The sequence below is a fragment of the Candidatus Cloacimonadota bacterium genome (assembly GCA_016932035.1).
Classification (GTDB): domain Bacteria; phylum Cloacimonadota; class Cloacimonadia; order JGIOTU-2; family JGIOTU-2; genus Celaenobacter.
The window spans coordinates 1-25,603 of the sequence record JAFGDR010000045.1; the positions used below are offsets into that span (position 1 = coordinate 1).

20 protein-coding genes, 1 tRNA gene and 1 pseudogene are annotated in these 25,603 nt (G+C 40.1%); 14 read left to right on the top strand and 8 right to left on the bottom strand.

What is annotated here, in order from left to right; all coding sequences use genetic code 11:
* Window positions 1-93: 93 nt before the first annotated feature.
* Complete coding sequence (locus JW794_08200; GenBank protein ID MBN2018090.1) at window positions 94-3,954, top strand: T9SS type A sorting domain-containing protein; 3,861 nt, start codon at window positions 94-96, stop codon at window positions 3,952-3,954.
* 68 nt (window positions 3,955-4,022) lie between these two features.
* Here the strand turns inward: JW794_08200 and JW794_08205 are convergent, their stop codons facing one another.
* Window positions 4,023-4,781, bottom strand: coding sequence for a class I SAM-dependent methyltransferase (locus tag JW794_08205; GenBank protein MBN2018091.1), 759 nt, complete (start codon window positions 4,779-4,781; stop codon window positions 4,023-4,025).
* Between the two features lie 98 nt (window positions 4,782-4,879).
* Between JW794_08205 and rmuC the strand changes: the two are divergent.
* Window positions 4,880-6,304: pseudogene (rmuC, locus tag JW794_08210) on the top strand (DNA recombination protein RmuC).
* A gap of 324 nt (window positions 6,305-6,628) precedes the next feature.
* Here rmuC and JW794_08215 read toward each other — a convergent pair.
* Window positions 6,629-6,704: transfer RNA gene (locus JW794_08215), tRNA-Val, on the bottom strand.
* 82 nt (window positions 6,705-6,786) lie between these two features.
* Between JW794_08215 and JW794_08220 the strand changes: the two genes are divergently transcribed.
* Window positions 6,787-7,446, top strand: coding sequence for a DUF4159 domain-containing protein (locus JW794_08220; protein ID MBN2018092.1), 660 nt, complete (start codon window positions 6,787-6,789; stop codon window positions 7,444-7,446).
* A gap of 9 nt (window positions 7,447-7,455) precedes the next feature.
* Window positions 7,456-8,184, top strand: a complete 729-nt coding sequence (locus JW794_08225) for a UDP-2,3-diacylglucosamine diphosphatase (protein ID MBN2018093.1) — start codon at window positions 7,456-7,458, stop codon at window positions 8,182-8,184.
* Between the two features lies 1 nt (window position 8,185).
* On the opposite strand, the gene JW794_08230 is transcribed toward JW794_08225, so the two are convergent.
* Window positions 8,186-9,490: an Ig-like domain-containing protein gene (locus JW794_08230; protein ID MBN2018094.1), complete on the bottom strand. Its 1,305-nt coding sequence runs from the start codon at window positions 9,488-9,490 to the stop codon at window positions 8,186-8,188.
* Between the two features lie 128 nt (window positions 9,491-9,618).
* Between JW794_08230 and JW794_08235 the strand changes: the two genes are divergently transcribed.
* The 9 genes from JW794_08235 (at window position 9,619) to JW794_08275 (ending at window position 18,365) form a co-directional block, all read left to right on the top strand.
* Complete coding sequence (locus tag JW794_08235) at window positions 9,619-10,065, top strand: SPOR domain-containing protein (protein MBN2018095.1); 447 nt, start codon at window positions 9,619-9,621, stop codon at window positions 10,063-10,065.
* Window positions 10,066-10,130: 65 nt separating this feature from the next.
* Window positions 10,131-12,074, top strand: coding sequence for an alanine racemase (alr, locus tag JW794_08240; GenBank protein MBN2018096.1), 1,944 nt, complete (start codon window positions 10,131-10,133; stop codon window positions 12,072-12,074).
* Window positions 12,075-12,149: 75 nt separating this feature from the next.
* Complete coding sequence (locus tag JW794_08245) at window positions 12,150-13,052, top strand: MCE family protein (protein ID MBN2018097.1); 903 nt, start codon at window positions 12,150-12,152, stop codon at window positions 13,050-13,052.
* Window positions 13,052-13,705, top strand: coding sequence for a membrane integrity-associated transporter subunit PqiC (locus JW794_08250; protein MBN2018098.1), 654 nt, complete (start codon window positions 13,052-13,054; stop codon window positions 13,703-13,705). Before JW794_08245 ends, JW794_08250 begins: the two co-directional genes overlap by 1 nt.
* Before the next feature lie 19 nt (window positions 13,706-13,724).
* Window positions 13,725-15,296: a DUF481 domain-containing protein gene (locus tag JW794_08255; GenBank protein MBN2018099.1), complete on the top strand. Its 1,572-nt coding sequence runs from the start codon at window positions 13,725-13,727 to the stop codon at window positions 15,294-15,296.
* Between the two features lies 1 nt (window position 15,297).
* Window positions 15,298-16,395, top strand: coding sequence for an MlaE family lipid ABC transporter permease subunit (locus tag JW794_08260; GenBank protein ID MBN2018100.1), 1,098 nt, complete (start codon window positions 15,298-15,300; stop codon window positions 16,393-16,395).
* A 5-nt stretch (window positions 16,396-16,400) separates the two neighbouring features.
* Window positions 16,401-17,141 carry an ATP-binding cassette domain-containing protein gene (locus JW794_08265; protein MBN2018101.1) on the top strand — a complete coding sequence of 247 codons (741 nt, stop codon included), beginning with the start codon at window positions 16,401-16,403 and terminating at the stop codon, window positions 17,139-17,141.
* 1 nt (window position 17,142) lies between these two features.
* The gene (locus JW794_08270; protein ID MBN2018102.1) at window positions 17,143-17,820 is read left to right on the top strand and encodes a DUF554 domain-containing protein; all 678 of its coding nucleotides are present in this window, start codon (window positions 17,143-17,145) and stop codon (window positions 17,818-17,820) included.
* A 44-nt stretch (window positions 17,821-17,864) separates the two neighbouring features.
* Complete coding sequence (locus JW794_08275) at window positions 17,865-18,365, top strand: DUF2147 domain-containing protein (GenBank protein MBN2018103.1); 501 nt, start codon at window positions 17,865-17,867, stop codon at window positions 18,363-18,365.
* Between the two features lie 78 nt (window positions 18,366-18,443).
* Here the strand turns inward: JW794_08275 and JW794_08280 are convergent, their stop codons facing one another.
* Window positions 18,444-20,087: a phosphoenolpyruvate carboxykinase (ATP) gene (locus JW794_08280; protein MBN2018104.1), complete on the bottom strand. Its 1,644-nt coding sequence runs from the start codon at window positions 20,085-20,087 to the stop codon at window positions 18,444-18,446.
* 183 nt (window positions 20,088-20,270) lie between these two features.
* Between JW794_08280 and JW794_08285 the strand changes: the two genes are divergently transcribed.
* Window positions 20,271-20,786 carry a hypothetical protein gene (locus JW794_08285; protein MBN2018105.1) on the top strand — a complete coding sequence of 172 codons (516 nt, stop codon included), beginning with the start codon at window positions 20,271-20,273 and terminating at the stop codon, window positions 20,784-20,786.
* A 186-nt stretch (window positions 20,787-20,972) separates the two neighbouring features.
* On the opposite strand, the gene recO is transcribed toward JW794_08285, so the two are convergent.
* The 4 genes from recO to JW794_08305 are packed head-to-tail and all read right to left on the bottom strand — an operon-like array spanning window position 20,973 to window position 25,544.
* Window positions 20,973-21,722, bottom strand: a complete 750-nt coding sequence (gene recO / locus JW794_08290) for a DNA repair protein RecO (protein MBN2018106.1) — start codon at window positions 21,720-21,722, stop codon at window positions 20,973-20,975.
* Between the two features lie 6 nt (window positions 21,723-21,728).
* Window positions 21,729-23,567 carry a glutamine--fructose-6-phosphate transaminase (isomerizing) gene (gene glmS, locus JW794_08295; GenBank protein ID MBN2018107.1) on the bottom strand — a complete coding sequence of 613 codons (1,839 nt, stop codon included), beginning with the start codon at window positions 23,565-23,567 and terminating at the stop codon, window positions 21,729-21,731.
* Between the two features lie 2 nt (window positions 23,568-23,569).
* Window positions 23,570-24,805 carry an MFS transporter gene (locus tag JW794_08300; protein MBN2018108.1) on the bottom strand — a complete coding sequence of 412 codons (1,236 nt, stop codon included), beginning with the start codon at window positions 24,803-24,805 and terminating at the stop codon, window positions 23,570-23,572.
* 46 nt (window positions 24,806-24,851) lie between these two features.
* Window positions 24,852-25,544: a tetratricopeptide repeat protein gene (locus JW794_08305; protein ID MBN2018109.1), complete on the bottom strand. Its 693-nt coding sequence runs from the start codon at window positions 25,542-25,544 to the stop codon at window positions 24,852-24,854.
* Between the last annotated feature and the right edge of the window lie 59 nt (window positions 25,545-25,603).

Here is a 25,603-nt window from a genome sequence, read left to right on the forward strand (position 1 = left end):
TGACATAGTTTTGTATGCATTTTTTTTTAATCAAAATTTTTTGAATAAAATAAAAAAAGCAAAAAGTCTAATCAAAATCAATGGAGGATATTGATGAAAAAGATAGCACTTTTAATGGTTTTTTGCCTCGTGCTTTTTTCCTCGATTGCATATGCAAAACAGTATAATGACAGTTGGGGAGATCACGGATTTAGCATTCTTCGGCAAAATTCCTCCGATCTTTCACTGAACTTTTCCATTCAGGAATATTTTACCACTGATACGGAAGTTGACGGTGAAACGCTTCAAACCATTCACATTCCCGGTGTTTTCCTTCCAAATAATGAAGGTGCACCAGACCTTCCAGGCATGAGCAGATACATCGCTATTCCGGAAGGAGCTTCTGTTACGTTTGAAATAGTTGATTATCGAACAGAAGTTGTTCCCAGCATGGATATCGCACCAGCACCCCGTATTCCACTCGATACTGAAGACGGTCCACTCGATTATCACAAAGACTTGCAGATATACTCAAAAGATGAGTTTTATCCTGCACAACCAGTTGTAATCTCTGACGTCAGACAGATTCGCGGCGTTGATGTTGTTATCGTTGGAATCACGCCATTCCAGTACAATCCTATTACAAAAGAGATGGTCGTGTATCGCGACTTGCAGATCGACCTCAAATTTAACGGCGGTAATGGACAGTACGGTGAAGACAGACTTCGCAGCAGATGGTGGGATCCGATTTATGCCCAATCAATCCTCAACTATGACGTAATTCCTGAAAAAGATTATTCAAATACTTCATCGAAAGATAACGGATGTGAATATCTTATTATTATACCAGATCATCCTGACTTCATCACATGGGCAGATACAGTTAAAAGCTTCCGCCAAAAACAGGGTATCGTTACAAAAGTAGTTACCCTTTCAGACATCGGCAGCAACTCAACATCTGCATTGGAAAATTACTTCAATACTGCATACAACACATGGGATCCTGCTCCATCAGCAGTTCTCTTATTGGCAGATTACGGCACAGAAGGTCCTACAGGTACGAGTATCATCTCTCCTTCCTTCGGCAGCTGCGTTTCAGATAACGTTTATGCTGATGTTGATGGTGATGATCTTCCTGATATCCACTTTGCTCGTATTACTGCTCGTAACTACAGCGAACTTGAAGTTACGATCTCAAAGTTCTTAGATAATGAAACCGATCCCCCTACAAATCCTGATTTTTATGATCATCCAGTCACCGCCCTTGGCTGGCAGACTGAACGCTGGTTCCAAATCTGCTCAGAAACTGTAGGCGGTTTCTGGTCAAATATACTTGGAAAAAACCAGGTCAGAATAAATGCCATTTATAGCGGTAATCCAAATGGTGGTGTATGGTCAACAGCGACGAACACTGCCACCGTTCTTGCTTATTTTGGTCCTGCCGGATTAGGTTATATCCCTACAGATCCCTCAACCCTTGGCGGATGGACCGGCGGGAACGCCACAATGGTTAACAATGCCATCAATAGTGGAGCATTCATGCTTCAACATCGTGACCATGGTGGTACAAGCGGATGGGGTGAACCTGACTATGGAAATAGCGATTTAGGCGGATTGTATAACGATGATCTTGTATATGTATTCTCAATCAACTGTCTCACAGGAAAGTTTAATAATTCCTCAGAATGTTTTGCTGAAGCAATGCATCGTTATGAACATCGTGCACTTGGTATCATTGCTGCGTCAGAAACATCCTACTCCTTTGTGAATGACACATATGTCTGGGGTATGTATGACCTTATGTGGCCGCAATTCATGCCGGATTATGGCGCAAGTCCCACTAACTCTGACTGGATCTACCCCTGCATGGGTAATTCCGCAGGTAAGATTTTCCTCGAAGGTTCTAGCTGGCCATATAATACAAGCAATAAACAAATTACCTATTACCTTTTCCATCATCATGGAGACGCCTTCCTGACTGTCTATTCTGAAATACCTCAGAATCTTGCGGTTACACACGACGCAGCTATGCTGAGTGGTATGACGACATTTAATGTTTCAGCTAATCTCGGTGCTGAAATTGCTCTATCAGTTGATGATGAAATAATTGGAACAGGAATCGGCATGGGATTATCCCCGACTCCCATTTCTATCGAATCTCAACTCCCTGGAGTAAATGTTCTTGTAACTGTTGTAAAGCAAAATTACTATCGTTATGAACAGATCGTTAATGTCATTCCACCTTCCGGACCATATATAATTTATGAAAGCCACTCTATCAATGATGCAGGAGCAAATGATAATGGCGTTATTGATTACGGCGAAGATATATTACTTGGACTGACATTAAAGAATGTTGGTGTGCAAGCTGCAGATAATGTCATTGCTACCCTTTCTACCGCTGATGATTGCATCAACTTCACCGATAACTCAGAGAACTTCGGAACGATCGGTGCCGATCAATCATCAACAATGACTGATGCATATGAATTTACTGTTTCAAATAGTGTTGAAGACCAGCATTATGTCCTTCTCGACGTAAGCGTTGAAGGAGATCCCGGCGTCAAAGAAACCTGGGATACATCATTTGGTATTGTCATCAATGCCCCGCACTTTGTCGTAGGTTCACTCTCAATCAACGATTCAGGCGGCAACAACAATGGTCGTCTTGATCCTGGTGAAACCGTTACCATAACTGTCGAAGCAACCAATGACGGACATGCAATGTCGCCTGACGCAACTGGTACACTTGTCAGCAATAATGGGTATGTTGATATTACTACTGGCACCTATGATTTCGGAACCTTCAATGTTAATCAACCCAAAACAGCATTGTTTGAACTTACGGTTGATAACGACGCTCCTACCGGTGCAAGCATACCTCTTGAATTCAATGTTACGGGTGGAAACTACAGTGCTACCGAAATGTTCTATGAATATATCGGACTTTCTATTGAGGATTTCGAAACCGGTGACTTCAGTGCTTATAACTGGGTTATGGGTGGAGATGCAGACTGGACTATTGATGAGACCAATGCATATGAAGGTAACTACTGTGCACGTTCCGGTGCTATCGGCAATAATTCAGAAACTGAACTTTCATTGACAATCGACACAAATGCCGGTGACATCTCATTCTTTAGAAGAGTCTCTTCAGAAAACAATTACGACTACCTTGAATTCTATATTGACGGTGCACTACAAGGCGAGTGGGCTGGCGAAGCAAGCTGGGGAGAAGTATCTTATCCAGTCTCAGCTGGAACACATACCTTTAAGTGGGTGTATGACAAAGACTATACTCAGACAGGTGGTCAGGATTGCGCATGGATCGATTATATTACCTTCCCGCCAGTTCTTTCACCATTCCCTGTATTCTATCTCTCACCTGGCTCTCTTGATTTCGGTCAAGTTGAAGTCGGTCATGATTCTACAAGACAATTTACGATCTATAATCTTGGCAGCGGGACACTGACCGGTTACATCAGCACTCCTACATGCTATTCGGTTGCAGAAACAGGTACCACTCCCCGAAGAAACCAACTCGATTACTCGATTGGTATGGGCGGCAGCCAGACATATGACCTGACCTTCCTTCCGCAGAATGCTCAAAACTATGACGGTGAAGTAATGATACAGATCAATCCATTCTCATTTGACATTCTTGAAGTCTTCGGTACTGGTGTTCCTGAAATTGGTGTTGACGATAATACCTTCTTCGAAAGAACTGAAATTCTTGGCAGCTTCCCGAATCCTGCAAAAGGATCGGCAGTTATTCAGTATCACCTTAAAGGCAGCATCCTCAACCAAAATGCTGAGATCAAGATATACAATATCCACGGAGAGTATGTTAAAACAGTAAACGGAACCAGTGGTAAAGCGTATATAGACACTTCTGATATGGCAACAGGTATCTATTTCTACAAACTTGTGAACCAGAATCTTGATGAAGTAAAAAAGATGATACTTGTGAAATAAATAATCTCATAATTGATATAAAACCTCGGATCTTTCGGTCCGAGGTTTTTTTATTTTATAATGAATGTTTATTCTTTCTTAGCGATAATTTTCATGCCCTTGGATTCCATAGTAAAGGGTGACTTTTGCCAATCTCCATAGATCGCATCAACCTTCATCCCGCCCTGCTCGATTAATTTTTCTATCTCATTATAATCATATAACCTCATTGAGAAGGGCACATCTTTTCTTATCCCATCACGGATGATGACCCGGTCGTCGAACAAGCGGCCTGTTTTGGGGTCAAAGGTATTGCGGTCTATCATGAGATCCTGCCTGACTTCATAGACATAATAAGGTAAGAAGTCTTTGAGGAAAGCATCCCGATTAAAGGTATCAAAACAGAACAAACCACCCGGAACGAGAGCTTTTGAAATATTCTTTAGAACTTCAAGATTTTCATCATCGGAAAAATAGCCAAAAGCATTGAAAAGTAAAAATGCCCGGTCAAACTCTTCATTAAATTCAACTTCACGCATATCTTTCTTTATAAAATTAATCTTCAAACCCTCATATTCAGCTCTCTTTTTGGCAGCATCGATAAAGCCGTCCATGCGGTCGATACCCGTAACATGATGCCCTAATTTCGCCAACTTAAGAGAATGACGTCCAAAACCGCAAGCCACGTCAAGAATGGACATGGGCTTATTCATACCAAGCTCTTCAACAAGAAATTGTATCTCTTTATCCGTCCTCTCATCAGTGAGAACATTACCATAAAAATACATGTAATCCTGTGGATCGAATACATCAACTGTATCTTGTTTAGATTCTTTATTTTTTGACATATAAACCTCCGAAGTTATACAAATTAATTTTAAGAATTGTTTGAGGACGTCAATTTTTATGGAAATTTTGACATAAATCCTCATTCATTCAAAAATTCATTTGAAATAATTTTCGGGATGTTGAAATGATAAATATTTTAATTTCTGTCATAGCCGGCTTGGTTATCGGCATTGTTGTTACATACATGCTCACGCATAAGAAAATATCTTCCCTTGAGAAAACAATGCATCAGAGTGACAATCTGCAGAATGCGAAAATCGTTGCTGAAACAAAACTCGAGCAGAATTTGCAATATATCGAAGAGATAAAACAGGAAAAAGCAAAAAGTGGGGAAACCATCTCCGCCCTGCGGGAACAGCTCGAGAAACAAAAAGAAGAAAGTGCACGTCTTGAAACAAAAGTTCGGGAAACAGAAAAAAATATCGAAGAACAGAAAGAGCTTCTCAAACAGGCAACTGAAAATCTGCGAGACACCTTTAATGCTCTCTCATCGGAAGCGCTGAAAAGCAATAATGAAACCTTTCTGAAACTTGCTAAACAAAATCTCGAAACAATGCTTGAAAAGACAAAAAGCGAGTTTGGTAAGCAGGCAATCGAACAAACCCTCGAACCCTTGAAAGACTCTCTCGAACGATATAATCGGGAGATTAAAACAATTGAAAATCTAAGAAAAGAAGACCTCGGCAGCTTGAAGGAACAGATCACCCAACTGGCACAATCAAGTGAAAATCTCCAGAAAGAAACTGCTCATCTCAAGAATGCACTCAAGCGTCCGGAAGTTCGCGGAAGATGGGGTGAACTCCAATTGCGTCGTGCAGTTGAGTTGGTCGGCATGTCCGAACATTGCGATTTCACCGAGCAAGTCAGTGTCAAAACAGAAGATGGTCAACTCCGTCCAGATCTGATCGTATACCTGCCCGGACAACGAAGTATTGTTGTGGACTCAAAAGCACCGACCAAGTTTTTCATAGAAGCATATGAAGCAGAAACAGAAGAAAAAAGAGAATCAGCAAAATTATCGTATGCAAAAGCAGTTCGCCATCACATGAATGACCTTGCAAAGAAAAATTATTGGAAGCAGTTTGAGAATGCACCGGATTTTGTTGTCCTCTTTTTACCCGGTGAATCATTTTTTTCAGCAGCTCTGGAGCTGGACAACAAACTCATCGAGGACGGCATTCAGAACAAGGTTATCATTGCAACTCCCACAACCTTCATCGCATTGCTCAGAACCGTTGCTATGAGCTGGCAGCAGCAAAATCTTACAGAGAATGCCAAACAGATCGCTGAAGCGGGAACCGAATTGTATGAACGCATCTGCACATTCCAGGAGCACCTTGATAAAATCGGTTCGAGTCTCGATTCATCAGTGAAACATTATAACAAAGCGGTTGGTTCTTTTACAAGCAGGATTGTTCCCGGTGCGCGCAAGCTCGAAGAACTGGGCGTTCAGCAAACAAAGAAAAATCTCCAGGAAACTCAGGAAATCGATACGAATCCGCGGGAAATTACGTTGGATTAAATCCTTAATATTAAATTGGAGCTTAAAATAAGTTTGTAAAGAAAGAATTTATATCCAATACCCAACACGGAATTACCAAGTATGAAGGAAAAAAAAGTAGCAGATAATATTCCTTCTCAAATATAAAAAATGACAAATATTGTACACCTGAATAAGCAGAGACGCAAAAAGTTGAGAGAGACCAATGAGTTGCCCTCAATGCTTTCATCCGAGTGTTGATATAGTTCTACGAGAGTCAGATATAAATGGACATTGAACATTCCCTGTTGGTTGTTGGAAATTCAATAGTTAAGTAACTAGCCACTCAGAATTATGATAAAAAAATGGTGGGCGATGAAGGATTCGAACCTACGACTTCTTCCTTGTAAGGGAAGCACTCTAGCCTCTGAGTTAATCACCCACGTGAGCCATAATGTATAGATACTCCTCCAAACGTCAAGAATATTGACATCGAAAAGACATCCCGATTTCATGCAAACCTGATGAAAAAATTCTATTTCTTTCTCATAATTCTGTTTTCAATTCCTATCATCCTTTTAGGAGAAATGGAACTCACGATCGCACGTCTCCAATATGACGGCGGTGGAGATTGGTATAATGACACATCTGTTATCCCGAATCTCTGTGAAGAAATCAATGAACGCACAACGATCAAAGCATCTGAAGAACAGGCGATCGTATCTCTGAAAAACAATTCTCTTCTTGATTATCCCCTCCTCTATGTAACAGGTCACGGCAATATCAGTTTCTCAGATGAAGAAAATGAAAATCTGAGAAATTATCTCGAAAAAGGTGGATTCCTCTACATCGATGACGATTATGGGTTGGACAAATATATTCGCCGAGAACTTGCGCTGGTTTTTCCTGATAAAACGCTTCAAGAATTACCTGCAACCTTCCCGCTTTTTGACTGCTTTTATACCTTCCAAAACGGCATTCCAAAGATACATGAGCATGATGGCATGCGACCCCAGGCATTTGGACTGTTCGACGATTTTGGACGTTTGATGGTTTTATATACCTACGAAACGAATATCAGCGACGGCTGGGCATCTCCCGAGGTTCATAATGATCCTGCACATATTCGCGAGCAGGCATTCAAAATGGGAATCAATATTGTATATTATGTTCTCACTAATTAAAGGAAAATCATGAAAATCATCTGCATATCCGATCTTCATCAGCGCTTTTTTGTTGATAAAGAAGAGCAGGAAAAACTCGATATCTTCTACTCATTTCTCGATTCCCTGGCACAAGATCCTCCCAACAAACTCATCATTGCTGGCGATCTTTTTGATGTATGGTTTGAATACGCGATGGTCATCCCGAAAGCATTCTTCGATACACTTCACAAACTTAAAATTATTGTTGAAAAAGGAACGAAAATCATCTATGTGGCTGGAAATCACGATTTTGTTTTCAAGGATTTCTTCCAAAAAGATTTGAAAGGTGAAGTATATGAGAATGACTACACATTTATCTGCGGCAGAAACAAATTTTACGTTTCACACGGGGACGAGTATACTTCAAATGATCTTCAATACCATGTGCTTAAAAATTTTCTGCGGAGTCCGGTTGTTCATACAATATTCGGTTGGCTTCATCCTGATCTTGGTTTGAAAACGGGTAGACTCATGTCACGCTCCAGCAGGAAGCATAATAAATCACCGAAAACGCTTGTAAGGCAGGAAAAGGGGTTGATAGAATATTCTGAAAAATTATTTAGTGCAGGGTATAATTACACAATTATGGGGCATATTCACAGCCCGCAAATGCTTGCTGTCAATAACGGAACATACATAAATCTTGGTGATTGGATTCGCCATTACAGTTATCTTGAAATAATTGACGACAAGGTTGAGCTTAAAACCTGGAAATAGATCAGTTATAGAGGAGTGGAAGAATAGATATTTTCACCCCTTCTTCTAAAGTGTTCCCTTCGTAATCAGACGTGTCCTCATTTATAATAAGCGAATACGGCACGTAATTATTCAACATGTCTTTGGGTTTAACAATAAATGAATAACCTCTTTCTTTAGTAATATCGAGTTCGACAGATTTATTATTTTCTGAGTTCACAAGCATAACTGAGAGCGCATCTTGGGGAATTATTTTATTGAATTTAATAATAAATTCCGGTGTAAGTGTTGTGACGGTTTGTCCATCTTCGTGAGACAGGGAATCGAGCTCAAGCCAGGTGGTATCTGGTGGTTGTGTATTGATGAAACTCATAGAGTCGATCAGTGTAGTATTATTCTTGTAATCAGTAAGATCCTGTATCGTCAAGAGATATGAATTCGTATCTGTCACTGCTGTGATGCACTCAATTTTTGATCCGTTTATCACATATTCATAAATCTGTATACTTCTGCCTGATTCTTTCTCATCAATAGTTAATGATGAAAAATCTTTTATGTCTTCACTCACATTAATAGTTAATGATTGAGCGTTTTGAGGAGTGATACTTTTTACTGCCGGGCTGATCGTATCCTGTAGAGTAAGAGTCAGTGTAACCTTGGTTTGATCTTCATTCAGGATTACTATCTTTTCTTGAAATAACTCTTTTGATCTATCAATTCCCAAATTCCTATTTTCATCAAGAAATGCTCGGATAGATATATTGTTTGAAGGCAAATTCTCAAAGAAGAACGGTTTAATTTCTTCTGAGTTTTGTGATGTTATAAGCAACGTATCCTCAGTATTATAGAGTTCAACGTAATAAATCCCTTTACGTCTAGGTGCACGATCCTCGAGTTGCAGATTCACATCGAGTCTATTTGAAATGAGGCTGTCAGATGTGGAGAATACAAAAGAGTGCGCTTTTTCGAGAGCATTATCCCGAAGGTCTGTACAACGCGTATCTATAGTCATCAGGTATGTTTGGCCTTGCTTTAAATCCTCTTTGAATTGTACAGTAACAGATTGTTTGCCTGATGATATTTTCTTTTTGATAATAGGCGGATAGATCGTTAATGCATCTTCAAAGGAACGTTCATCGATGGTTTCAGTAAAAGTGAAAATCACTTTGTCATCACTGAAATTTTTAGTGCCATTTCCAGGTTCAACATCGATTATTTCTGGTGGAGTCGTATCCTTAGGACCTCCCGTCGGCGGTTTATCTTTGCCGCACGAGATCATGATGAGTACTATCATAATTATGATAATAATATGCCAAACATTTTTCATATGAGAAACAGAAACTTGACGGGATTTTCATGTCAAGATAACTTACTTCGAATTCAACAAATCAAGGTATAACTTGACGAGATTTTTTCAAAAATGTTGATTTTATGTAAAATAATATGGGGGCTTACATGAAAAGAAAAGTTCTTGCGATTATCATTTTGGTAGTAGTTCTTATTGTGTCACTTGCAATTATGCAGGGATGCGGCAAGAAGAAAACTGACCAAGCAAAACCACCTGTAGAAAAGCAGGAAACCACGCAGCCCGAAGAACAGACACAGCAGACCACCCAGCAAACTCAGCAGACAGTTCCAAAGAAGGTGCCTCCTGAAAAAGCAAAAGCCTATGAACTTCAGGTTGCAGCCAGTCCGAGCTATGCAAACATCATTACTGAGAAGAACAAACTTGCCCAATACGGATATGAGACTAAGATAACAACTACCAAGAAAAACGGAAAGCTCTATTATCGTCTGCGTCTTAAGGGACTCTATACTGCAACAGAAGCAAATGAGCTTGGTAAGGAGCTTGCAGCTAAGTTTCCTTCTATCAACGAATACTGGTTGGCAAAAGTTAACTAACTCATTATCAATACTATAACGATCCCGACATTCTTCCTCTGAATGAAGGGATTTTTCTATCTTTAATGAAAAAAGATAAAGAACTCTTTCGAAGCTGGACCATTATCGATCTCGATAACTTCAGGTATAATGTTGAAAAACTGAAGAATATTTTACCTGAAGAAACTGAATACATGCAAATCGTCAAGGCAGATGCTTATGGCCATGGGTCTGTTGAAATAGCTCGAGAAACAGCAAAACTCGGTATCAATTGGCTGGGAGTGGCAAACAGTGACGAAGGAGTTTTACTCAGATTGGAGGGCATCAAACAACGCATTCTTGTTCTAAGTCCTTCTTTTGAGAGCGAAATCGATACACTCGTCTCATATGATCTGACGCCATCCATCTCTGATATGCCATTTGCCAAAGCTTTGAATGCTTATGCAAAAAAGCATAACAAACATATACCAATACATGTCCTTTTTGATACGGGAATGGGACGCGCAGGATTCATGTGGACTGATGTACAAGACATCGCTGAGCAAATTAAGTCATTCAGAAATCTGCAGATCGAAGGAATCTCTTCGCATTTTTCCATGAGCGAATCATCAGAGATATCCTTTGCAGAAAAGCAAAATGAACGGTTCCAAGAAATCATTAAAGTATTTAAAGAAATCGGGATTGATCCGCCGTTAAAACACATCTCAAACAGTGCTGCTATCGTAAACTTCCCGCAATCTCATCTTACAATGATCCGTGCCGGACTTCTTTCTTATGGAATTTATACAGCAGAAAACCTGCACGATAAAATCGACCTCAAACCCGTGATGACCTTCAAGTCAAAGATTGGATTGATCAAAGAGTTCCCTGAAGATATGGGAATAAGTTACAATCAGACTTATAGAACAAAATATCCAATTCGTGCAGCTATCCTGCCAATCGGATACGGTGACGGTTATAATTATCTCCTTTCAAACTGCGGAAAAGTGATTGTGCATGATACAATGTGCACTATTCTTGGGCGTGTTACAATGGATATGATCGTTGTTGATATCTCGAATGTTAAAAATGCAAAGATCGGTGATGAAGTCACGCTGATCGGTCATGAAAAAACCAGCGCCATAACCATCGAAGAACTGAGTTCTTTCTATGATGGATTATCCTATGAAATGGCATGTAATCTTGGACGTCGTGCTCAGAGGATCTATATCCGTGAAAACAAAGATGCAACTATAGAGCCCATATCCCGCAGAACATTCATAGCGAAAGATTTTACTGATACAACACTCGAAAAAGTAATAGAAACTTCACTTAATCAACGCTTGAACAGCAGCGAAATCGGGAGTATCGTATATAGCGAAGTCCTGAAAAATCTCTTCTATAGGGCAGACCGAGAAATGAGCTGGAAAAGGGACTTTATTCACGAAGTACAGCTTTCGGAAACAGAACTCGATCCGATCGTATCACAATTCTTCTATCAAACCAAAACAAAGCTACATTACAAAAAAAGGCTCACTCACGATTCCTTTAAGATCGTTTGTGCTACATCACCAAAAGCCCTCGAACAGTTCATTCTTGCACCGGATGTGGAGTATCGCTGGCTCCTTGATAGCAAGATCGACCTGGTGAACTCATTTACAATCGATAAGATCATGATTGACGACCTCATACTTCATCATACTATTATTCAAAACGGAACATCACAGAGCGAATCATCCAACCTTGAGATCGAATGTTCCCATCCCAGACTTCGCGAACTTCTCGGCAAGGAAGTGCAGTTCACGATCGACACAAGCACCTATTACCCAAAAGACAAGCATCAACTTACCATCTACATTGCAGAACTCACAAAAGGGATCACCATGACCTTTGATTATTCCAGAACAAATATCAAAAAAGTTGAGATCGTACCGATCTTTTCCGGTAAAGAGAAATACCCCCAGGAAAGGATAAAGGGTAAAAAGATCATCATGAAGAGTTCATCAGAGGAATGGTTCTTCCCAAACAGCGGCGTTGTGTTTGTCTGGTGATCGTTACACATCAGGAATATCCTAAAAAAATTGACATAAATATCATTTGAATCTCTCAACATTTGTGGAGAATATATGGTTTCAAAATCTCAGAAAATCAGGTTAGGCATTTTTGCGTTAGTTGGCATTGTCTTTTTGGTAATCCTTGTCGGAATTATTGTTGGATCAAAACTTTTTGATAAAAAGGACTTCTACTTTATTGCTTATAAGGGACAATCAGTCAGTGGATTGAACGTTGGAAGTGCCGTTCAATATCATGGTATCCGTGTTGGCAGGATCGAAGATCTCTCTATTGATAAAGAGGATGTAACAACAGTGATCGTTGAAATAAGCGTAAAAGCAGGAACCCCGATCAAGAAGGATGTTAAAGCAGTTATGGCTGCGGTCGGTATAACCGGTTTGAAGCAGATCGAATTGGTAGGTGGCGATCCCAGAGAAGTGAATCTAAAACCCGGATCCTATATCCAGCCGGGTGAATCAACCCTCGATATTATAACAGATAAAGCCCAGGATATTGCTGAAAAAGTTGATGAAATTCTGCGTAACATTGCCAATATTTTTAATGAGGAAACCCAGGAAAATATTCAGGAAGCTGTTGCAAACACGAATAATTCATTAAAAAACCTTAACCTCATACTTGATGAGAACAGGGCAGGTCTTAATGAGAGCATTCAAAACATAGCCCGGATCTCATCAGAACTTGCCGATCTACTCTCCACCATCAATGATGTAACCCAACAACTTGATCTCGACCAATTTAATGCAACCATCAGTAATATTAATACATCCGTGTATGATCTGACTGAAGCGTTCAATAATATCAATTATACAGTTCTTGAGAGTCGGGATGATGTGGTTGAAACGATTAGACTCCTCAAAGAAACCATGCAGAATATTAATGAATTTTCTCGCATGATTTCTGAGAATCCATCACTGCTCTTCAAATCATCAAAGGACTCATATCAAGGAGGTCCATAATGAAGAACAAATATATCACATGTGTTTTTCTCATTCTTTTTCTTATCGTTGTAGGATGCTCCAGAATGCAATGGGCGCACTTTTATCTGCTTGATTATGTTCCACCGATTACGAAGTCTGATATTCTTGAAGAGCCATTCCCCTATACTATTCAGGTCAAAGATTTCAAGATCGATAAAACATATGATAATTCCCGAATCGTTATTCGACAATCCGCTCATGAGGTTTATTACGATCGTTGGAGTTTGTGGGCACGCCGTCCTCAAGATGCAATGTCCGCACTCATCATAAACCATATAAGAGCATTGAATCTTGTGACAGAATGTAAGAAAACATTCCTTGATCAGCGTCCCGACTATATCATTACGGGCACGATACATAATATCGAAAAGTATGTCAGCGATCTCCCGCTGAATGAATTCCAACGAGCTGATATACGTATGACGATTCAGATGTTACGAGAGAAAACAAATAATACTGTTGTTTCTTACGAGGTGAAACGTTATGCACCTCTATATACAGAGAGTATGAGTTTCTTTGCAAAGACGCTCAGCGATACTTTAAAAAACGAGATTACTATTTTCCTGAGAAAAGTACAGGAATATTTTGAACAATTGCAAGCAAATCAACCCGTCACTGTGCCGGGCAAGTAGTATATATTGCGGAGGATAGATGAAAAAAATAATTTTTATAACCTTTATATTGATTGGAGCATTGATTACATGTGCTTATGGGCAAACGCAACCGAGTTCGAATTTATGTCTTGAAGAAAAATACAAAACCTGGTATACACCGGAACCTTTAAGACAACTCGAAGAGGAAGGAATCGATGACCAGCTTGGCATGGGGAGAATTTTCGTCCCTGCAATGTCCGATCCTCAACTTGAACCAGAATATTTGATCTTTCAAAACGGGAAAATTGTTCGGGATAGATGTCCTGTTGGGCAGAGCATTTTCATGGACCCTGGAACATACACCCTTGTTGTTGGATCAGCAATCCATGAAGATCAAAATGTCGAAGTAAACATAACACTTAAAGCAGGACAGACAAAGATCATTGAACCTATCTGGGGCGGACTCATCGTTAAGATTATCGATGAAAATCGTGACTTCCTTCGTGAACCATATGAAATATATGCTATCAATGACTATATTAACAGCATAGGAACGAAATATAGTGCTGAAGAAGATGAGCCGGGAGAAAAGCAGGAAACATGGCTCCTGAAACCTGGTGTTTATAAGGTCATCAAATATGGTGAGTCACCAAAAACATATACAAACTTTACAACCATACGCGTTATGGAAGGTGTACTTGAAGAACTCACTATCGTTCTTAATTCCTCGACCGATAACTTTATTGGGGCTGGTATCCTGCCGGAAATGAAGGAATCGGACCTTAAACATGCATGGAATTACTATACATCCATCAAAGGTAATTTCTTGCTGAGCAGCGATAATTCTGCAAACAAAGATGAATCTACAACCAATATTACCTTGAGCGCTAAACTGGATAATGAAATCAAATATGATGAATTCCCCTATTATTTCAATTCAAGACATAATTTGAATATTGGTTTCACGAAAGAACAGGATAAAGACTTTCGAATTTACTCAAATTCTCTGGAACTCCAACCTACCTTTATTTTCTATTTTATTCGATCTCTCGGTGTCTATGCACGTCTTCGTGTTGAATCGAGCGTTTTCCCGACGAAGTTCTACTTTACAGCAAGCCAACCTTTTATATATAAAGTCAATACAGAAGGAGATACGGTTGATACTATAACGGATGAAGATAATGTTCAAATTTCTCCAATGCTCTATCCTCTCAATCTTGAAGAAGGTATTGGTCTCAATCTAACTGTTTTCAATACAAATACCAGCAACCTTTATATCAAAACGGGACTCGGTCTTTCTCAAACGATCAACTCCAATGTATATGAGCAGAATGGCACACAAGCAAATGTGTTTAATGAACTCGAATCCGTAAGTTTGAGAGGTTTCGAAGGAACGGTTGATGGTGATTTCCGCATTACTAATAACATCAACTATGTTTTTGAATTCTATACCCTTTATCCTTTTGAAAAGGACAGAAAACAGATCATACGACTTGATAATACATTTAGTTTCAGGATCTCAAGCTATGTGTCTCTGGACTACACTATTACCATCAAGCAGGAAGAAGCGAAGGATTGGACATTGGTCGATCACAATCTCTCACTTGGTTTGACGATCATTTCATTCTAACATGAGTTCCTTTGAATATAAGGATAATACGATTGTCCTCCAAAACGAGTTGACGATCGAAAATGCAGAAGCATTCCTTAAATTTGTTTCTACAAATCTTTCTTCTATTAGACAAAATGCATCTCTCACTATCGATGCTCATAATCTTGAGTCAATTGATAGTGCTGGTGTTGCAGCAATAGACCAAGTTATCGATAACCTTAAGAAATTATCGATTAAAACCGATATCGTCAACACTTCTGACAAAGTACAGAAATCGCTCACAGCTTTTTCATCGCTGGATTTAACGCAAAAGGATTTCAACAAACCCAAAAAGTTAGGATATCTTGAAAACCTTGGAGATAAGGGTTATACCCTCTTTGACAACATTAAATATTTCATATATCTGGCAGCAGATATGTTTTATTGGGGATTAGCCGGCATTTTTTCAAAAAAAGGACAGCGTAAAGGAGAGTTCGTTGTACAGGGCAACCTGATAGGAGTAAATGCACTACCTATTGTCGGATTGATCTCTTTTCTTGTCGGCTTTATTCTTTCTCTCCAGTCTGCACAGCAATTAAGAAGTTTTGGGGCAAATATATTTATCGTCGATCTTATTGCTATTTCAATGACTCGTGAAATGGGTCCCCTCATGACTGCCATCATTCTTGCAGGCAGAAGCGGTTCAGCAATTGCATCAGAAATTGCCACAATGAAAATTTCAGAAGAACTCGATGCTCTCAAAACTATGGCTTTAAATCCCATCAAATATGTTGTTCTGCCAAAATTATATGCAATGACAATCTCAACTCCGCTCCTTACGATCTTTGCTGACATCATCGGTATAGCCGGCGGTTTCCTGATCGGTATCACATATCTGAAACTCAGTCCAACCGCGTTTGTGGACAGAATGGCAAATGTCATGGTTCTCAAAGACATCATCACCAGTGTGGTAAAAAGCTTTGTGTTCGCATGGCTGATCACAATCGTTGGTGTCTTCTTTGGACTGCGTGCCAAAGGTGGTGCCGGTGGTGTGGGTCGCTCGACAACTGCATCGGTTGTTACTGCAATATTTATGGTAATTGTTGCTGATTCCGTGCTTGGATTACTTTTCTACTAATCTTTATGAATAAAACAATCGAGATAAAAGACCTTGTTACAGAATATGATGGTCGAAGGATTCTCGATGGTATAACCCTCGATATTTATGAAAATGAAGTTTTTATCATTCTCGGTGGAAGCGGGTGTGGTAAAACAACCCTTCTCAAGCACATAATAGGTTTGTTGAAACCGGTATCCGGTTCTATAAAAATTTTTGGTCAGGAAACAACGACCATGGAAGAGGAAGATTTTGAGGATATCCTCATGAAATGCGGCGTTCTTTTTCAAAATGGTGCACTCCTGAACTCACTTTCCATCGGAGAAAATGTTGCGATTCCGCTTGAACAGCACTCAAACCTCGATCGTGATCTGATAAACAGGATCATCGAGACGAAGCTTAATCTTGTCGAACTTGCTCATGCTATGTACTTATCGCCAGCTGAACTTTCCGGTGGCATGAGAAAACGCGCAGCACTTGCGCGTGCAATAGCACTCGATCCCCAACTCCTCTTTTGTGACGAGCCTTCAGCCGGGCTGGATCCGATAACGTCAGCAGCGATCGATAAGCTACTCCTGCAGATGAAACATCAGCTCAACATGACGATCACTGTTGTCACACACGAACTTGCGAGCATTCATAGAATTGCAGACAGGATCGTTTTTCTGGATAAGGGAAAAGCACTGTTCGTTGGTACGCTCAAAGAAGCACTGAATTCGGACATCAAAGAGATCCAGGAATTCTTTACTGTCGGAAGGTTCGAATAATATGATCGGGACTCTGGTAAACGTTGGTGCAGTTATTATGGGGAGTACGATTGGGCTTGTTCTTAGAAAACAGCTTCCCCAAAAACTAACTACTATTGCTTTTCAGTCGATCGGGCTTTTCACTATTTTTCTGGGATTTACCATGGCACTGAAAACCGAGCACTATCTCATCCTGATATTCAGTCTTATATTCGGTTCGATCATTGGACAGCTCATCGATATCGATGCATGGCTTATGAGGATAAGCGAATCATTAAAGAAAAAATGGCATTCTAAAAATGATAAATTTTCAGAAGGATTGGTCACAGCGTTTCTCCTTTTCTGCATGGGTTCAATGACGATACTTGGCGCAATCGAAGAAGGACTTGGTGGCGATCCGAATCTTCTTCTTGCCAAATCCCTTCTTGATGGGTTTGCTTCGATAGCACTTGCGGCAGCCCTTGGAATCGGTGTTATGCTTTCAGTTATTCCGCTTCTTATCTACCAGGGTGGGTTGACCCTCTGTGCAAAACTTTTTGAACAGTCTGTGACAGTTCCCATCATGAATGAACTAACTGCAGTTGGAGGTATCATTCTTATCGGTTTGGGAATTTCAATTCTTGAAATCAAAAAATTAAAAGTAATAAATATGCTGCCGGCTTTGGTCATAGCAGTAGTGCTTACAATAATTTTTGTATGAACGTGGTTCAAAAGCTAATCAAAACAAAAACTCCTGGAGGAGCAATGAAAAAACTACTCTTACTTGTTGTGGGTGTCATCTTCATAACAATGGCACTGTATGCAGACAACCTTTCACCAGTCGGTTGGTGGAAAACCATCGATGATGAGTCTGGTGAAGCTAAATCAATTGTTAACATATGGATTGAAAATGGAACAATGTATGGCAAGATCGTGAAACTGTTCCGTAAACCCGATGAGGATCAGAATCCTGTATGCGCAAAAGGTTCAGGCGACCTTACTGGAAAACCAATGCTTGGTTCCACCATTATGTGGGGATTGACTGAAGATAAAGACGGATGGTGGGATGGTGGAAAGATCCTCGATCCGAAAAAAGGAAAGATCTATAATTGTAAGATCCGCACAATAGAAGAAGGTGCAAAACTTCAAGTGCGTGGTTACATCAAAGCAATCATTCAAATAGGCAGAAGCCAGGTTTGGGAACGGGTACCTGAACCAGTCGAGGTAGAACAACCCAAAAAGGTCATTGAAGAAGGAAATAAGTAAAAACTCTATTAATAAAAAAAAGAAACCACCTTATAAGAGCAAATCCTGTAGGGTGGTTTTTTTATATTTATAATTTAACTATTTTCCCGGGCATTCAGCTCTGACCTTGGGATCGATATTCTTGTCACCATAAGCTTTATCATAATGAGCGCTGAATTCCTGGGCTAATCTTCGGGCACGAACATCATACGCATCCTTATCTGCCCATGTATTTCGCGGATTAAGTATCTCTTCTTGTATTCCGGGGCATTCCAATGGAACATATAAATGAAGAAGTGTATTCTCTCGATACACAACCTTCTCAAGAACTCCGCTGAGTGCTGCATCGACCAATTTTCTCGTTAAATTGATATCCATGCGAGAGCCAACACCATAGGGTCCACCGCTCCATCCTGTATTAACAAGATACACATGTGTGTTATGTTCCATCATTTTTTCTCCCAGCATCGATGCATAGACATCCGGATTTCTGGGCATGAAAGGTGCACCGAAAAATCGTGAGAAGGTCGATACCGGTTCTACAATTCCAGTCTCTGTACCAGCAAGTTTGCTCGTGTAACCCATCAAAAACCAAAGCATCGCTTGTTCAGGATTGAGCTTTGCAATTGGCGGTATCACAGCATTGGCATCGGCAGTGAGGAAGAGGATGGTTGTCGGATGTCCTGATTTGGATGAATGTTTTATATTCGAGAGAAATGTTAAAGTATATGAGCCGCGCGAGTTTGGTGTCAACCGCTCATCATCGACGTCAAAATGTCCGTTTGGATACATCATGCAATTCTCGATGATCGCACCGTGCTCAAGATAATCAGCATTATGAAACACTGCGTGGAATATTTCCGGCTCCTTATCAGCCCTGAGATTAATTAACTTTGCATAACAGCCATTCTCAAAATTAGCAATGCCCTTTTCACTCCAACCGTGTTCATCGTCACCAAGAAGAGCGCGCTTTGGATCGGCAGAAAGGGTGGTTTTGCCTGTGCCTGATAGACCGAGAAGTAGAGCGGAATCTCCATTCTCTCCTTCATTTGCAGAGCAATGCAAAGGTAAAATACCTTCTCCGGGAAGATAATAGTTCATCACTGTGAACATAAGCTTCTTTACGCTGCCGCCATATGCAGAACCATACACAACACCGATTCGATTATCAAAATCCATAACTATTGCCATGTTTGATGTTTTTCCATCCGGCAAAGTGCGGAGTCGATCATTATATCGTTCTCTATCAAGTTTATCATATGGAAGGACGAGAATAGTGAATCCTCTCTCGGCAAAAACACTATCTGAAAGGTCATCAGGAACTGGGCGGAACATATTGTCTGTAAAGAGTGCTGTCAATGCCTTATCACAGATTGTTCTAACGGGTAACGCATAGGATGTTTCAGCGCTGAGCACCCTGTTTGTCATGTAGATCTTTTCCTTGTTGGAAAAAGTCTTCAATGTGTCTTCGAGGATCATATCAAAGGTTTCCGGATCTAGCGGGATGTTGTTCGGTGAATGCCAATCAATATCTCCTTCACTTTCAGGTCTTTGTACAATAAGCGTATCCTTCGGGCTTCTTCCTGTTGATTCGATGGGTGTCCAGGTTGTGCATGAACCGTTAGCAGATATGACCGCTTCACCGTCATCGATGGATCGCTGGATCATTTCAGCACGTGGAATATCTTCCAGAATATGAGGATGATTTTCAAGCAACCTGTTGAGTTTTGCAAAAAATTCCATTGTAGCTCCTACAAAAATTATTTATTTTAGATATGAAAAAATAGCTTCATTTATAATTTAAACAGAAGAAGAAATAATCAAGATATCAAATTGTTTTTCAACCTCTGTGGTATATAAAATATATGTTGCATTGGTACGACTCAAATTTCTTGTCAATGATTTCTCATACAATGGAGTCGTGACATGTACTCAAAGAATATGGTTCATCTCATAGGTTCGCATCTTGAACGTTATCCGCTGATGGAAATGAGAGATATTTATAAGCTGCTCTACCAAAGTATTATGGGACCTGCACACCTTTTTGCGAATGAAGAAAATGCGTTTTTATCTCTCGAAAAGGAATTCGATAATGCCGAGCAATCTTATGAGAAATCTGTATTTATCGATATTTCACTTGAACAAGAGATTGTCAGAATTAATATACCAGTTTTTAAACGATATGGTTCTCCACAACAGCTCTGGGAAATGCTTCTTGAAACTAGGAGAAAAATCAAACCGGATAAAGAAAAACTAAAATCATATTGGATAGAACTAAAAACATATATTGAGAACGGTCATATTTCTAAACTCCATATAGAAAATTGGGATAATTTAAACACGGAACTTCATCAACGTGATTTCCCATCATTGAGTCATTCCAAATTGTATAAAACCGCCTATAAACCGTCATATAGGGTTGTTCTGAAAGAGCTTGTTTAACGAACTTTAATCATCTGGTTTATACTTATCAACGAAAAATTTTCGAGTAGGGAGATCCTTCGGTCGTTTCTCTCCCTCAAGGATGACAATTCACAATTTTTTTTCTAGTTGCGCTTAGTTCTTCACAACAATCTTTGCGAAGATCGTCCGCCAGTGGGCAGACAAGTCCAACCATTCGCAAGGTTTCTACAAAACTTCCAAACTCCTCAAATGTATTTTTTTATGAAGATGATGGCTGAGATATGTTTGGAATACCGTATTAATCGTTTTAATGTCCTGGTCTGAGATATCATAGGATTCAATATCCGGTAGGTTTTTCAGAGTCAAGAGGATATCTCGCGTTGACTCATTAATTTGAAATTGCTCAATTGCAGCTTTTTTACGACTGCAATTACTACAAATAAAGCCATTGTGAGCAAATGAGATTCCTTGAAATAGATCGCTGTTCAATGTACCGCAAACCTGGCATGTGTTAAATCTAAGTGAGAATCCCAGGAAGCCGGCAACCCGAAGGAGGAATCGCCAGAAAACGAGGATGTGATTGCTTTTCACTTGTGGAAGAAATTCATAAAATTGTGTCAGAAGAACATAGAATTTTTCATAATCATCTTCTTCAAACATAAGCTGGATATAAAGCTCAGCAGCAGCATGAGCCAGAGCAGTCATTGTAAAATCAGAGGAAAGTCTCCTATGATCCTCGATGAGAGAAATTTCTTTCAGGAGAGAAAGTGTCGTATCTTTCTTATATAATACGATCTCATAATTACCGAGAAGCTGGATCAGTCCGTAATACTTGTTTTTAGGATTTCGTGTTCCCTTTGCTATTACACCGATGTGCCCGAACTCCTTTGAGAAAAATTGTATGATCTGACTGGTATTGCTGTACTCGGTAACCTTCAGTGCAAAGGCATTGCACTTTTCGATACGCTGGTTCATCTCACATTATTCGACAGTCACACTCTTTGCCAGATTCCTCGGTTGATCCACATCGAGTCCACGCTGAACAGCTACATGATATGCAAGAAGTTGGAGCGGGATCACTGTCAGAAGTGGGGTAAGTGCAGGAAGTGTTCGTGGTATAAAAATGATGTCATCAGCGAGATCCTCAAGCCCATTGCTGGGCTCATTCGCGATTGCAATGATCTGTCCTTTTCGTGCTTTGACTTCCTGTATATTGCTTATGATCTTTGCATAGACAAAATCGTCAGGTGCAATGATCACGACCGGCATATTCTCATCAATCAGGGCAATTGGACCGTGCTTCATCTCTGCCGCAGGATATCCTTCCGCGTGAATATATGAAATTTCTTTGATCTTCAGCGCTCCTTCCAAAGCAACAGGATAGTTAATACCCCGTCCAAGGTAGAGGGCATTGGTTACATTTTTATATTTTTCAGCCACCATTTTGATCGCTGCATCCATCTTCAGAATCTCTTCAACCTTACTGGGTATTGATTTAAGTTCCTTGAGATATTGTGCTCCGTCTTGGGGTGAAACCATTCGCATCCTACCCAACAGAAGGGCTAGAAGAAAGAGAACTGTTATCTGCGAAGTGAATGCTTTTGTAGATGCCACACCGATCTCTGCACCTGCATGAATGTATGATCCGAAATCAGTTTCTCGAGCAATGCTACTTCCCACGACATTAGTAATACCCATAACGCGCGTACCTCGCGCTTTTGCCTCTCTAAGCGCTGCAAGTGTATCGGCTGTCTCACCCGACTGGCTGATTACAATGACAAGTGTTTCAGGAGTAAGAATCGGATCGCGATATCGAAACTCAGAAGCATATTCAACCCGAACTGGAATCTTTGCAATGTCCTCGATGAGATATTGTCCTACAAGACCAGCGTGCCACGATGTTCCGCATGCCACGATGCAGATTCTGTTAATCTTGTTCAACTGTTCGGTTGTTAGATTAATACCGCCAAGACGAGCTGTGTTATACATATCCATGATCCTGCCGCGAAAGGCATTGGCAATTGTTGTTGGCTGTTCGAATATCTCTTTCTGCATAAAGAAATCGAACTCACCTTTATCTATCATAGAGATATCCCAGTTGATTTTGCTGATCTCTCGCTGGACTTCATCGTCGGCAATTGTTTTGATCGTAAAATCATGTGCAGAAACCTCTGCTGTCTCATCATCCTGAAGGTAGATCACATTCTTTGTATGCACAACAAGCGCTGCCGCATCAGAAGCAATAAAATTCTGACCTTCTCCAACACCAATAATGAGTGGACTCCCGCGACGTGCAGCATAGAGTTTATCCGGAATATCCCTGTTTATAATTGCAACTCCAAGTGTGCCCTGAACCTGCTTGAGCATCATTCGAACTGCGGTATGCATATCATGACAGTCTGCATAGAACTGTTCGACGAGATGAGCAATAATTTCTGTGTCCGTATCACTTATAAATGTATGCCCCTCTTTTTCCAACTTGTCTCGAAGGGGCTGGTAATTTTCCAGAATGCCGTTATGAACAACGGCTATTTTACCTGTGCAATCGATATGGGGATGAGCATTCAGTGTGGTAGGTTCACCATGGGTAGCCCAGCGCGTATGAGCTATTCCAAGATGGGATTCAAAATTCACATCATTGGGTATAGACTGTTCAAGCTCAACGATCTTGCCCTCTTTTTTATGAATAACAAGGTCTACATCTGAATTAATAAGCGCAACACCCGAGGAATCATATCCTCGATATTCAAGGCGCTTGATACCCTCTATTACAATTGGTAATGCTTGTTTAGGTCCGATATATCCCACTATTCCACACATGACTACTCCTTTCTAAAAATTTGTGATGCTACCTGGATTCCTTTTTTCTCATTAACTGACTGAAGAACGAGGAAACCAGCTATAAAGAACGCTGCGATGCTTAATATTGCCAATCTTTGACTATGAAAGATCAGCACGAGCAATCCATAAATAAGCGGTCCGATGATAGCAGCTGCTTTACCGCTCACTGCGTAAAATCCAAAGAATTCAGCATGCTTATCTTCTGGTGTGAGAAGCGATAGCAGCGATCTGCTTGCCGACTGACTCGATCCGATCGCAATACCGGCGAGTAATCCGACACCATAAAACTGCGTAACATTCGGGCAGAAATATGCCCAGACAACAACTGCGATCCAGATTAGCAGTGTTGTTGATATCGTTCTTTTTGCACCGATTTTGTCAACTACAAATCCAAAAATAATGGCTCCAATAAAAGATGTTATATTAGCAAGTATAAAATAAATAATGAGTTGAGCTCCGGTCATACCGAATCTCCGAGCCCCATAGATAGCCGCAAAAACAATAACAGTCTTGATGCCGTCATTGTATATAAAATATGAAATCAAAAATTTATAAAGCTCTTTCAGGTCCTTTATATGAAGAAATGTATTTCTTATACGAGCGTACCCGATCTTAAGATAATTTGTTTTTGATACACTATGCTGTCTGTTACCTTCTTTAATAAAAACAAAGGTCGGTATGGCAAAAATCCCGAAAAAGAGAGCGATCGTTGGAAAAACAAGGATAACATTGTTTTCAATAAACAGGTATGAGAGCAACAAGGCGCACAATCCACCAATATATCCGATCCCCCAGCCGAGTCCTGAAATTTTACCGATGTTCTCTTTCGTAGTGATTTCCGGCAGAAAGGCGTTATAAAACACATTTCCACCCTCGTAACCGATATTAGCTATCATGAAAATGAGCATACCCCACAATATAGTGCCGGCTCTGGTAAAGTAGAGAAGAGCTGTAAAAACGACTGATGTGTAACAGAACACAAAAAGGAATTTTTTCTTTGAATGAGTATAATCAGCAATAGCTCCAAGCATAGGAGAAATCAGAGCAATAATCAGCATAGACAAACTAACCGAAACTCCCCAAAGTGAATCTCCAACTCCTTCTTTTCCTACAATAACAGTTTTGAAATATACACTGTAAACAACCGTAACGATCACCGTTGTGAATGATGAATTGGCAAAATCATAACTGATCCAGCCGAGTATGTTCTTTTTCATTGTATATAAAAAAAGCCCTCCGGAAAGGGCTTATGGCATCAAAAAATTATGCATCCTGCAGCAGCTGTTCAATATATTCCAATTGCTGCTTTGCCTTATAAAAGTTTGTTGTAGTATTATATTTATCAACAATAATGGAATAATACTTTGTGGCTTGATCATAATTATCCGTTTCAAAGTAATATTCGGCGATCTTATAGGCGAGTTGGGGCACATTGTAAGAATCAGGAAATTTCTTCATCAATCTGCCCAGGAACTCATAATATGCTTCGTCTCCCTTTTGAACGCGCGTACATTCTGCCAAACCAAGCCATGCAGCTTCCTTGAGAACCTGTTGTTTCAGTTTAGATTTTGCTTTTTTAAAATATGTCTCTGCAAGGTCAGCATCCGGATCACTCTTCTCAATATTGATTTTACCAAGGTAGAGATATGTCAAGCCACTGTATTTTGATGATCCATACTCATCCAGTAATTGAAGGAATGCTTCTTCAGCTTTGTCACCTTGATTAGCATCATAAAGAGCGAGAGCTTCATCAAACTGCCTGAGAGCCATAATGTTTACTTTTCCGGAGTGTGACGTCAGGGAAACGATCAAAACGATGATTACAATTACTGCTCCCACACCGAATGCAACTTTTTTCCAATGATTCTGCAAAAATTCATAAAAGAGCAGAGCATTCGTTACGAACTTATCTTCTTTTATTTCGTGGTGTTTATGTTTTTTAATCTTCTTTGCCATACGAAATTTCCTTCATGATTTTCAATAGGACACTTATTCTGAGACCGATATTATTTGTC

What these genes read in the sequence shown, in the direction of transcription:
- JW794_08245 (MBN2018097.1), top strand. Translation starts at nt 12,150, where the DNA reads ATGGTTTCAAAATCTCAGAAAATCAGGTTAGGCATTTTTGCGTTAGTT.
- JW794_08220 (MBN2018092.1), top strand. Translation starts at nt 6,787, where the DNA reads ATGAAAAAATTCTATTTCTTTCTCATAATTCTGTTTTCAATTCCTATC.
- JW794_08270 (MBN2018102.1), top strand. Translation starts at nt 17,143, where the DNA reads ATGATCGGGACTCTGGTAAACGTTGGTGCAGTTATTATGGGGAGTACG.
- JW794_08305 (MBN2018109.1), bottom strand. Translation starts at nt 25,544, where the DNA reads ATGGCAAAGAAGATTAAAAAACATAAACACCACGAAATAAAAGAAGAT.
- JW794_08225 (MBN2018093.1), top strand. Translation starts at nt 7,456, where the DNA reads ATGAAAATCATCTGCATATCCGATCTTCATCAGCGCTTTTTTGTTGAT.
- JW794_08300 (MBN2018108.1), bottom strand. Translation starts at nt 24,805, where the DNA reads ATGAAAAAGAACATACTCGGCTGGATCAGTTATGATTTTGCCAATTCA.
- JW794_08205 (MBN2018091.1), bottom strand. Translation starts at nt 4,781, where the DNA reads ATGTCAAAAAATAAAGAATCTAAACAAGATACAGTTGATGTATTCGAT.
- JW794_08275 (MBN2018103.1), top strand. Translation starts at nt 17,865, where the DNA reads ATGAAAAAACTACTCTTACTTGTTGTGGGTGTCATCTTCATAACAATG.
- JW794_08280 (MBN2018104.1), bottom strand. Translation starts at nt 20,087, where the DNA reads ATGGAATTTTTTGCAAAACTCAACAGGTTGCTTGAAAATCATCCTCAT.
- JW794_08230 (MBN2018094.1), bottom strand. Translation starts at nt 9,490, where the DNA reads ATGAAAAATGTTTGGCATATTATTATCATAATTATGATAGTACTCATC.
- JW794_08235 (MBN2018095.1), top strand. Translation starts at nt 9,619, where the DNA reads ATGAAAAGAAAAGTTCTTGCGATTATCATTTTGGTAGTAGTTCTTATT.
- alr (MBN2018096.1), top strand. Translation starts at nt 10,131, where the DNA reads ATGAAAAAAGATAAAGAACTCTTTCGAAGCTGGACCATTATCGATCTC.
- JW794_08265 (MBN2018101.1), top strand. Translation starts at nt 16,401, where the DNA reads ATGAATAAAACAATCGAGATAAAAGACCTTGTTACAGAATATGATGGT.
- glmS (MBN2018107.1), bottom strand. Translation starts at nt 23,567, where the DNA reads ATGTGTGGAATAGTGGGATATATCGGACCTAAACAAGCATTACCAATT.
- JW794_08200 (MBN2018090.1), top strand. Translation starts at nt 94, where the DNA reads ATGAAAAAGATAGCACTTTTAATGGTTTTTTGCCTCGTGCTTTTTTCC.
- JW794_08285 (MBN2018105.1), top strand. Translation starts at nt 20,271, where the DNA reads ATGTACTCAAAGAATATGGTTCATCTCATAGGTTCGCATCTTGAACGT.
- JW794_08260 (MBN2018100.1), top strand. Translation starts at nt 15,298, where the DNA reads ATGAGTTCCTTTGAATATAAGGATAATACGATTGTCCTCCAAAACGAG.
- recO (MBN2018106.1), bottom strand. Translation starts at nt 21,722, where the DNA reads ATGAACCAGCGTATCGAAAAGTGCAATGCCTTTGCACTGAAGGTTACC.
- JW794_08250 (MBN2018098.1), top strand. Translation starts at nt 13,052, where the DNA reads ATGAAGAACAAATATATCACATGTGTTTTTCTCATTCTTTTTCTTATC.
- JW794_08255 (MBN2018099.1), top strand. Translation starts at nt 13,725, where the DNA reads ATGAAAAAAATAATTTTTATAACCTTTATATTGATTGGAGCATTGATT.